Genomic DNA, 10,795 nt, shown 5'->3' with positions numbered 1-10,795 from the left:
CCCGTTGGTCTGGATCAGGCCGGTGGTCCGGGAGATGAACGGAGCGCCGTTGGTGCTGACCTGGAAGAAGTCGGTGAAAGCGCCGCCGAGGCCCGGGAAGAGATACTGGTAGACGATCCCCCGGCCTTGCTGGTCGGTCTGCACGCCGACACCACTGATCTCGCCACCAAGACCGCCGAAACCGCCGATGTTCTCGGACGGCGCCTGCCAGTTGGTGTTCCCGTTGTTCAGCACGTTGGGATCCGAGGCACCGATCCCGGTGTGGGTCCCGTTGCCGTACGCCAAGGCCTGAGCGATCTGCGAGGCCAGAGTGCTGGGCTGCGCGGCCCCATAGAGGAACTGGCTGATCTGGAGGTTGCCGTTGCGCGAGTAGGTCGGCGACACCGCGGTGCCAATGCCGGCACTGACGATCCCGTTATTGTCGACGCCGGTGAAGACCCCCTGGTCGTCGGCGACGATCAGCCGTGCGTGGCCGGTAAGCGGGTCGACGATCGTGAGCATCCGGTGGATGTTCGTCGAGGGGAAGGTGTCGGCCAGACCGCCGTAGAGCAACTCGTCGAACGGGGTCCACGTGACACCCGAACCGTCGTTCGTGAAACCAGGGCCGCCGCTGTTATCGGGGGAGCCGACACTGTTGACGTTCGAGAGATAGAGCGTCGTATTGGTCTGGAACGCGTTATTGGGGTCCTGGATCAGGTTCAGATAGGCACTGGCCCCGAGCGATCGGAACACGCCGTTGTTGACGATCAAGAGACCCGGCACACCGTTGTTGAGCGTCTTGATCTGAATGCGGCCGGCACTCCGCCCCTGAGTCAAACCACCATCGGGTCGACTGCCATCGAATGGCACGGCGGCGTGCGAGTCGAAGATATTGGTCGTGTCGATCCGGATCAGGCCCGAGGCCTGACCGACCGAGGTTCCCCCCAGATAGACGATGTTGGGATTCGTCGGGTCAATCGTGAGGGCGATGTTGTAATTGGCAGTACCAGGGAAGCCTTTGCTGACCGTTGGGTCGTAGACGGGGTTGTTCGGGTTGTTGGATGGCCCCGCGGACTGGTTGGAGTTCGCCTGCTGAGGAATGTTGCCCATGTGGACCTGGGTCCAGGTCGCGCCACTGTCCTTGGTCATGTAGAGACCAAGGAGCCCACTTCCATCGGGCTTGGCAACGGCGGCATAGAGCCACCCTGCATAGATTGTGTTCAGAACATTGGCATTCGCAACCGTATTTGGCAAGTACGCCGGCTTGCTAAGCACGATTCGACCGGGATTACTGGGGAACGTCCCGTTGGCGACGATGATCGCAGGAGACGGGGCGAATTCCGGATCTCGGATCAAGGGATCAAAACCATTGCCGACCATCAGGTTGAGCGACTGGCCCCGGTTGGGGCTGACGTAGACGCCATGGTTCTGGAAGGCGACGTAGAGGATATTCACGTTGCCGGTCGGATTGCTGACCGCGTTGGGAATCGCGCTGTTGAAGTCCAGGGTAATGTCGGTCGCGATCGTCCCCTGGGTGGCGTCATTCGAGAGCTTCTGCCAGGTCTGGCCCGTGTCGATGCTCCGCCAGAGACCGCCGTTGAGGCCGGCCATGGCTGCATAAATAATCACTTGACCCGCAGCGGTCGGCCGGGGATCGACGACGACCTTGTAAGCGCTCGTCCCCTGCCCCGCGCCATTGACGGCGGCGAACAGGTGATCGCGCTGGGGTTGAACACCGGAGGCCGTGAACGGCAAGTTATTGTTGGTACTGTCGAGCAGGGTCCAACTCGCGCCACCGTCAGTCGAGCGGAGGAAACCGACTCCTCGCGTGGTGTTGCCGAAGCTGGAGTCATTGGCCGCATCCGCGAAGCCGGTACCCGCGATGATGATCGACTGATTCGGATCATTGTTGCGTGGGAATACGTCGATACTTCCGATATTCATCCCGTAGGTCGGGCCGAAGTCGGTCAGCGGAAGGTAGGTCGGACCGGCCGGGTTGGTTGTCAGGAAGTTGGTGGTCTTCCAGATTCCGCCGCTTGCCCCGGCAACGTAGGCCGTGTTGCCCGAAGGGTCGGACGGATCGAGCGCGATCGCCCCGACCTGACCTGAGTAGCCGTTGCCCGGCGGGTTGTTGGTGACAGTGGCCGGACCGATCGGCGTCCAGGTGTTGTGCGACAGCGGATTCGTCGGATCGGTCGTGAAAATTCGGAAGTTGACGGTGGCCCGGTCGGCGACGGGTTCGCCCAATCCAGAGATTGGCACGCTCTGCTGGAAGGTCAGCGACCAGCTCAAAAGGGAGCCGGTGGTGGTGGTATTGGCGGCGGCGTCGCTCTTGATCTGGAGCGTCCAGGTGCCCGCCGCCTGCTGACCGTTGAGGGCGCTGAGCGCCTGCTGCGGCCTGAACGCCCCGAAGAAGGGCGGGCCGCCATTCTGGATCAGCGTTCCCGCCGCATCATCAAATGTTGTGTTGCTAAAATTCGCTTGCGTCCCGGTGACACCGATGTTCGTGAACAGGGGAACCATCGTCCCGTCGGGCGCGATCAGAACCGCTTCCAAGTCAGGGTCGTAGGGGTAGTTGATGTTCAGGGTCAGCGTCAGACCCTGCACAAGAAACTGATTAGGGACAGTCAGAGTCGAAGTGATCGTCTGCTGGGGTGCGATCGCGACCGGGACGTTGGTCGACGACAGGGAGAGGGGCGGTGTGGGGGTCGACGGCGTCTGCCTGAGAACGTCGACGCCGGCGTTGAGGTTCGTATCAAGCGCGTCGCCAAGCGCCGACTTGATGCTCGAGGCAAGCGTGACCGTGTAAGTGCCGCTGAGCTGCTGCCGCGGAAAGCCGATCCGGTAGGTTCGAGGACTGCTCGGATTGGGGTCTGTGCCGAGCGGGTTGGCCACGATTGTGAACGGGCCGTTGATCGGACCGGTCGGGCCCATGATCCGCAAGATACTCGCGACCGTGACCGTGGTCGGGTCCATGTCGCGATCGAACGTGACATCAATGGCGTTGACCGTACCGTTGGTCACCAGGTTGTCGGAAGTGACCGGAGCGCCCGGGACATGCGAGCTGATGATATGCGGGCCGGGCACGATCAGCGGGAGCGAATCCTGATCATAGGGAGCCGGCAAGAAGTTGCCGTTGAGCCAGTTCAAGTTCTTCGTATTGATCGGCGCGGGAACCGCATACGTATCACCGAGGCTCCCGGTAGACGTACCGAAAGTCGGCAGTGTGCCGGCGGCAGAACTGGCATCCTGGTCCATCAGGTTGCCGGCTTTCGGAATCTGCACGACGGCGCCCGGCGTGAGGTTCAGCGACCAGTTCACCAGCGCACCCGTGCCACCCGGGATGTTGTTCGTGATCTGAAGGGTCCAGACACCATTGATCGGCAATCCCTGCAGTTGCCGCAGCGCGACGTCGGGCCGGAAGCTTCCGTTATACGGGGGAACGCCGCCGGCGATCGAAGTCGGGGCATTGTCGTCAAACGTCGTATTGATGTAGCCCTGGCCTCCAACGCCGTGCTGGTTCGACAGCGTGATCGAGGCCCGATTTCCAAACGCGTCCGGTGGAGCGATGAGAGTCAGAGTCAAAGCCTGGTCGGCGGTGTAGTTGATCGTCAGATTGAGCGTGGCATTCGTGATCAACGCGTTGGCCGGGAAGCCGGAGACCACGAACGAAGACTGCACAACCGTCGCCGAACTACCCGTAACCGGCGTGATCGTCACCGGAAGGTTGGGATCGGAGCTGGCGAAATTCTGAGGCAAGCCGGTTGTCTGCAGTTGCGTCGTCGCACTGCCAATCCGGTCATGCATCTCGGGCGTGATGTAATAGCTGTAGGTGCCGACTTTCGAGCTGGGCTGGAACGAGACCTTGAACAGGGTGTATCCGAAGGCATTGTTGCGGTTATTCGGATCGTTCACCTGGATCGGCACGACCTGCAAGACCGGGATCGACACCACACTGCTGTTCGCCGCCGTACCACGGAATAACACCTGAACACTTGTCGGAACAAACGAATTGGGATCGATCGGGCGGTCAAACCTGACGAGGAAGGAACTGACGGTCGGCGTGTTGCCGTTCGAGGGATTGACCGTATCGCCCGCCAGGCCGACCGGGCCCATCGTGCTGTCGATGATCCGCGGACCCGCGGCGATCGAAATCGTGCTGGTCCGGATGCCAAGCGTCTGCGTCACAGTGCCGATGCCGCCGTTCTGGTTGCTCGACCAGACCGGGTGGATCTTACCGCCGTAAACGGCCAACCCCTGGCGTGACCCGAAGCCGAACGTGCCGTCCGTCGCGGGATTGCCCCCCGATTGGTTTTCGGGAATCGGACCGAGAACCACGGTCTTGCCGGTAAGTGCGTCGACGGCTGTCTGGGAGTCGTTGGCGAACACCTGCGGCGAGTAGGTTTGACCACCGTCAATGCTGGCGCCGACGTAGGTCGTCACACGTGCGCGAGCTGCGTCATTGCGCGCGTCGAGGAACGACACCACCACCGTGCCGGTCATCGCGTCGACCATGACCTGAGGCTGATACTGCGGCCGGCCGCGGTTTCCGCCGTTGGCCTCGGAGAAACCATCCGTGATCGCCAGGTCGTCGTTGACCAGTTGACCATAGGTCCCGAACGTCGCTCGGCGAACCGCGCCCGGACTTGCAGGAAGTCCCCAGGTCAACCCGCCATCGTCCGAGACCATCATCTGGATGTCGGTGTTGTCGGCCGGGTTCCCGGTGAAGTTGTACCGGTTGACGTAGGTCACGTAGAGCCGGCCCTGATACTGGCTATACGCGCCGACGGTGTTGTCCGAAGCGAGCGAAATTCCCGGGCCGATCCCCTGCCCCGAAACCGCGGCGCCCAACGGATACGAATCGGTCATCGACCCCCGAACCAGGGTCATGGCCACCTGGGTGTTTTGCCCCGGCGTCATCCCCGAGTTGAAGTTGAGCGACCAACTCCGGAGGGTACCGCCGGTCGTTGTGTTGACGTTGTTGATCACTAACTTCCAAGGACCGCTACCGATCTGCGCCGCGGTCATCCCGCCGAAGACCTGATTCAGACTCCCCCCCGCGGGACGGTAATACCCCATGTAGGGGGAGGTGCTGTTCGCGTTGCCGATCCGTCGCGCGGACACGCCGTTGTCGGTGAAGATCGTCGGTGATGAGATGCCGTCCGTGGCAATCCCGAGGTTCGCCCCGGACGCCCCGCCGGCAGTTTGCCCACCGTTCGGCGTCAGAAGGATGGACAGGCCGTTGGGCGCGATCAGAGTAATGCTCAGATCGTTGACCGACGCATGTGCCAACACGAGGCTGACTGTCAGGTCGCTCAGGCTTTTGAAGTTGGGGTTCGTGATCGTGAAGGCCGGGGTCTGAAACGTGGTCGTCGTGGCGGCCGGGATCGCGCCGACGTTACCATTGACCGTTTGAGTCGCCGCGCCCGAAGTGCGGTTGTTCCAGATGATGTCGTACGGCGGGCTGCCTCCGACTCCGGAGTTGAAATCGTCATAAACGACCGAGACTTGTCCCCCGGGCACTCCCAAGTCGCCTTGCCCGTAAAGCGCCGGGTTCGCCGGCCGCCCTTGGCTGATCGACAGTTTCGGGGTCGTGGCCTGCTGCGCACCACCGCCACCGTTATTGCCGTTGTTATTGAGGACGATCGGGCCCGAGAAGTTGGCTCCGCCATCGGACGACGCAACCATCAGGATCCGATTCGGGTTAAAATTCACCGCGTTCTGATGTGGCTGATCGTTGGTGGCCCAGGCGACGTAAACCGTGTTGACGTACGGATCGTTCTGGACGTAACTCTGGCCTTGGTAGTTGGTATCCACATAGTTCGTTAGGTTGTCATCCACCGCCAGCATCGGCGTCAACGCCATGTCCTGGGTGGCCTGGTAGATGGTGTTTGCAAACACCGACGAGGGCGTATTGCCCGAGAAGTCGTACTTGTAAAGTACCAGCGCGTTGGGAGCGTTCGGACCGGTGTTCCCCTGGTTATGGGAGTCGAGGATGTAGACCTGGTCGTTGCGGTCGAAGGCGACGCTGGCGTTGGTCACGCGGGCGTATGACTTGATCGGGTTGCTCGTCGTCGGATCGGGCAAGGCGGACCCGGGGCCGAAATTGTTGATCGAATTCCAGCTCTGCCCGCCATTGTTCGAATAGGCCGCTGAAACCCAGACCTTGGTGTCTCCGCCCTGCGCGGGATCGTTGACGGTCCAGGTCGCGACCAACTTCTGCGGGTTGTTCTTGTCGACGGCGATCGACGGTGTGCTGGCGTTACCCCGTAGTCCGGTCACGATCCCGGTGGCCGCAAGCGGCGCGAGGGGTGCCGGCAAGGTGGACATCAGGGTCCGTTCCTCCAACCCCTCGAGCGTCAGCCGGCGCAGCGCCGACTTCCGAGCGGATTCACGGCGAAACCCAACCAGGGCCTGATTCTGGCCCGCCTTGGCTTTGACTTCGGACCGTTCCGAACGCATGGCCATCTCTCCGCTGTAATATCTGAGCGCAACCCTGGACCAGGGCATTTACGAGCCGAGCACAACGTCGGGTCGAGGAAGGGAATCCTGTTAATCTAGCAAACATGCAGCCGACTGTGCCGTTAGTCAAATCGAGGCGACTAACGTGTGAAGATTGCCAATCGCATCATCGCGAACCGTTGCACATCATTTCCGAATGGCACGGAAAACCGACACACTTACTGATAGCTTGCATGCAAGCTATCAGTGCGGATTCGGTTTCGTCAACACAAGTTTTTTGGGCATGCTTTGGATTGTGGTATTTAAAGGACAAGGCGTGTGAACAAACCGGCACAATGTGCGCACCACAACTGCGCTCGAGTTTCAAATCGAGCATGCATTCGAATAAAGAAATCTCGGGTAACCACGACCACTCGGATCCAGGCCGTCCGGTCCCACGACACTGTGGAGACGACAAAACCGATCCGAGAACGAAGAATCTAGGGGTTGTACCAAGCGGAACAAATGAGGATAGTCATGAGACCTTCCTCGTGTCTAGGGGTGCCTACCTGATCGGTATTGCGTTTTTTGCTCACTCCTCGATTCGAACGGATTGATCGTCGAATCCGCGGCGCCCCCCCCCTGCTCTACCACGAACGCGACGACCGCGGCCGGATCGTCACGTTCGCTGGAAAAACGCCAACCCGCGAACCAATCCACGCCTAATAAAACATTCAATGCGGTCGCGAGCTTTCACTTTCGGATTGAACCTGTGAATCGGTCGGTCAGGGTCCCCGAGCGCTCGATTCGCCTGAACCGCTCCTGGGTGGGCTCGGCCCCGAACGTTCGGGCAACGCTCTCGCACTTCAAAGGTGCGAGGAGGAGGCGGCTGGAAACGCCAAGGGGTTGCCCGGCATTCGGATCGTGAGGAGGATAGCCACTCGTGTCGTGGCCAATCACGATTCGTAGGCCGCACGGATTCATCGCGATCGCGGCAATCCCTCGGGAACAGACGCAAACCCTGCGATGCATAAAGGAAGGGGATGATGAACCAACCACCGAGCCATCTCGTCGGGGCGATCGCAGCGCCCATCTCGTTCATCCGGGGAGTTTTTCCCGGGAGTGAACTGATGACCATGGATCGGGAAACGCTCGTCCCCCTTGGGCTTCCGCCCTCAGCTGTGGACTACCTCTCGAGGGTTGGCCTCCCACCGGATAACAAGTCACTCGTCGCAATCATCGGTCAGACGTTCCGGCTACTGGCGACTCCGGCGCAGTCGCAATACGCTCCTCACCTAGCCAGCGAAGAACGGACTCGCTATTTATGTTTGGAAATTAATCATTATTAGTTAATGTGTTTTGAATGGATGAAACGCGGGGCCATCGTCAGGATCGACACCACGAGGAGTCAACGTCCTCTCTTCGTGAACTCGAACGTACAGAACCTGGGGTTATTTCTGGCGATGTTTGTCTCACACTGTCATTTGACGACGGAGCTGCCCTTCGATGAGGTAACAGGACCGGACGATCCCCTCGAGTCCTGCATGAAGTCGATCGCCCCAGACGCTCTGAGCGAGAAAATCTGGTGGCACACCATCCTTGAAACCCTGAAAGAAGGGATGCTCTGACTGGTAATCCCGGATCCCGAACGGGCATGACCCAAATCCACAAGCAAATCAATTGGCACCCAGGCAGATTAGCTGCCCTCAGTGAGGAAAGATTCCCGCCCGTCAACGTGATTGTCGTCCAAGCACCGAGTAAGGACGTTCTGGGTCGTCTGGCAGAAGGGACATTGAATTCAGATCTGCCGTTGTTCAGTCCGCGAACGAACAAGCCACTGCCCTTCTTCCTCACCGATACCCGACCTCGTCACGACGAGCCAACCGGTCAGGGGGTCGGAGGCGACACACATCGGCCTTAACCACAGGCTCATTCGGATGGGCTGGCCACAAAGAACAGAATCTATTAATGCAAATGACTATTTAAAAACTATAGCATGTTCGTCTTTGTTATAATCGTCATCGCGTTAACCGCATTTTCGCAAGTCAATATGAATTGATATCGAGTTTATGTACATTATGGCATCTAAACCGCCGCAACCTTGCACAATCCGAGCAGAAGCTCGGAACGGAGGCCGGCCTCTCTGTCGGACAGGGCACAATCCGACCACCCGCACCTGGGAGTTCGACCTCGCCCATCTTGAGATCACCGTGGGGTTCCGAACCAGGGTCGGCAAGGCCGTCCGCCAAGCCTTCGTCGATGCAGTGGCCCGCTTGGGGGCAGGCTGCGGCCAAACAGGGTGCTTTCGATGACGGTCCTATCTCGCTCGCCTCGACGGGCGTCGAGTTTAGCGGCACACGAGCCCAATTCCGTGTCGATGCCCGGCTATTGGGGCAAGACACGCTCAACTGGCTTGCGCTGGCCATCCTTGATTTCGGCGAAGCGGTCCACACAGTCATAGGCATTTATTTTGGATCAACCATCGAATTTATCGACGCCATGATCGGCCCGTGCCGAGGCACACTCGAAGTCGTCGAGTTCCCCAAGGATCGGTCCTCGGCAATCCCCCCGATGCCGATCGCGGCAACCTCGGTCAACCACGTCCCGCCTGACGCCAGACCTGCGGTGGGCTTCCTGTCGCGGAGGTTTCCTGTCTTGGCACTCCCCATCGACGAATGGGATTCTTTCGTAGGGACGATCTACTTCGCCATGTCTCCCTGGGAAGAGGAGCGCGAGCGATTGGTCGCCTTGCTTGATGCTTGGCTGCTCCTTGGGTCGTACGGCGGCCTAGACCGACTTTTCGTATTCGATAGCCCAAGGGGTTGACGAACACCCCAAAATTACCTGGATGGACTAACTTACCAGCCACCAGGAGTTCACACGTCATGCCGGGCCAGGCGGCCAAGATCACCATTACCGAGTGCCAGCAGGAAATCCTTCGGACTTTGTCCCGTGCCACCACGGCACCCTCGCGACTCCGGCAACGCGCCTCGATCATCCTGATGGGCTTCGACGGCCTTCGCAATCAAGAGATCGCCGAGGCGGTCGGTCTGGTCCACCGCCAGGTCGGACGCTGGCGACGACGCTGGGCCAACGCTTGGGAGAAACTGATCAACATCGAATGCTGCGAGACTCGCGCCAAACTGCGCCATGCGATTGAAGCCGTCCTCACCGACGAACCACGCCCCGGCGCCCCCAGCAAGTTCACCCCAGAGCAGGTCACCCAGATCTTGGCGATCGCTTGTGAGCCGCCTGAGAAGTCGGGCCGACCGATCACCCACTGGACCGCTCGGGAACTGGCCGATGAGGTCGTCAAACGCGGCATTGTGGTATCGATCTCATCGTCCCAGGTGAGCCGTTACCTGGATGAGGCCGCCTTGCAGCCCCACAAGAGCCGGTATTGGCTCAACACCACGGAGAAGGATCCTCAACGTTTTGAGGAGCAAGTCAAGACGGTCTGTGACACGTACCTCATGGCGTCGGAGCGGGAGCGGAACGATGCGACCCACACCGTTTGCATTGATGAGATGACCGGTCTCCAGGCGCTGGAGCGGATCGCTCCCACCAAGGGGATGATCGCAGAGAAGTGCGAACGGATCGAGTTTGAGTATATCCGACACGGGACGTTATGCCTGATCGGCAACTTCGAAGTAACGACCGGAAAGATGCTCACTCAAACGATTGGCCCGACGCGAACCGAGGCGGACTTCGTCCGTCACATCGAGCAGACGTTGACTCTGGACCCGGAGGGATCGTGGGTATTTATAGCGGACAACTTGAACATTCATTGCACGGAAAGCCTGGTGAATCAGATTGCCGTGGCGTGTGAAATCCCCCTGGAATTGGGCAAAAAAGGTAAACGTGGGGTGCTGAAGTCGGTGGCGAGCCGGCAAGCGTTCTTGTCGGACACAAGTCATCGGATTCGATTTGTATATCTTCCGAAGCACAGCTCGTGGCTGAACCAGATCGAGGTGATCTTCGGAGTGATCATGCGAAAGGTGATTCGTCGCGGTTCGTTCACGTCGGTGAATGATCTGCAATCAAAGCTGTTGAACTTCCTTACCTATTTCAACAAGGTATTCGCGAAGCCGTTTCGCTGGACCTACACGGGTCGTCCGCTGATGAAGTCAGCGGCGTAAAAACAGAGAAGATGGGAGGCCCCGGGATGTTGGCCTCTTCATTAGCCTTCAAAAACGAAAAGTCGGTCTAGCGGCCTTCCAAGCGAACGCACCGACGAAGGCTGTAACCTACACGTACGATCAGTATGATGCCAACGGCCGCCGCTACAACACGGTCGTCACACCTGACAACGGCACGACCACCTCGTACTACGACGCGCACGGCCAACTTGTCGAGATCGACGCGCTCCAGGGGG

General features: G+C 59.7%; 3 protein-coding genes. 2 read left to right on the top strand and 1 reads right to left on the bottom strand.

Annotated features, from left to right (window positions below; all coding sequences use genetic code 11):
- Positions 1 to 6,441: beta strand repeat-containing protein (locus tag BUS42_RS41630; RefSeq protein WP_173878292.1), on the bottom strand; the 6,441-nt coding region annotated here is incomplete at its 3' end.
- 2,238 nt (positions 6,442 to 8,679) lie between these two features.
- On the opposite strand from BUS42_RS41630, the gene BUS42_RS41610 reads away from it, so the two are divergent.
- Positions 8,680 to 9,246, top strand: coding sequence for a hypothetical protein (locus tag BUS42_RS41610; protein WP_074318017.1), 567 nt, complete (start codon positions 8,680 to 8,682; stop codon positions 9,244 to 9,246).
- 59 nt (positions 9,247 to 9,305) lie between these two features.
- Positions 9,306 to 10,559: an IS630 family transposase gene (locus BUS42_RS41605; protein ID WP_074306086.1), complete on the top strand. Its 1,254-nt coding sequence runs from the start codon at positions 9,306 to 9,308 to the stop codon at positions 10,557 to 10,559.
- The last annotated feature ends 236 nt before the right edge of the window (positions 10,560 to 10,795 follow it).

Source organism: Singulisphaera sp. GP187, assembly GCF_900129635.1.
GTDB lineage: Bacteria > Planctomycetota > Planctomycetia > Isosphaerales > Isosphaeraceae > Singulisphaera.
This window is presented reverse-complemented; position numbering and strand designations above follow the sequence as displayed.

Excerpts from the sequence above, each read along its gene's own strand:
- BUS42_RS41610 (WP_074318017.1), top strand. The coding sequence starts at position 8,680 with ATGCAGTGGCCCGCTTGGGGGCAGGCTGCGGCCAAACAGGGTGCTTTC.
- BUS42_RS41605 (WP_074306086.1), top strand. The coding sequence starts at position 9,306 with ATGCCGGGCCAGGCGGCCAAGATCACCATTACCGAGTGCCAGCAGGAA.